Below are 374 nucleotides of genomic sequence, written 5' to 3'. Positions count from 1 at the left end.
GCCAAACGCAGTAGCCCACCTTCACTGTAATTGCGAATGGCAGCCAGTGGCTGGTTAAGCTCGTGGGCCAAACTACTACCCAGCTCGCCGACGATGGCAACGCGTTGTGAATGCTCTAACAGCTCGCTTTTTTCTTTTAATCGTTGCTGGGTTTGCTCTAAAGCATGTTTGCTTTTACTGAAGCGATACTCTAACCAGAAGTGATAGACGTTGAGCACAATGACAAACAAAAAGAGCGCCCATGCCCACTCCTGATGGGCGCGCAGCCAACGCAGAGCTTCTTTCCACCAAGGTCGTTGCAGTGGGTGTAAGTCCATTGCTTGGTAGAGTTTATCAATCGAGAGCAAGCTCACTGGAGAGGTCCATCCCGATGC

Annotated in this window: 1 pseudogene; it reads right to left on the bottom strand. The window is 50.8% G+C overall.

The window, feature by feature from the left end:
• Positions 1-353: pseudogene (locus tag Q5762_RS37375) on the bottom strand (hypothetical protein); the annotation flags it as partial.
• Positions 354-374 lie beyond the last annotated feature (21 nt).

This window comes from Streptomyces sp. P9(2023) (genome assembly GCF_032436795.1).
Classification (GTDB): domain Bacteria; phylum Actinomycetota; class Actinomycetes; order Streptomycetales; family Streptomycetaceae; genus Streptomyces.
Note: the sequence above shows the minus strand (reverse complement) of the source record. Positions and strands in the feature narration are given on the sequence as shown.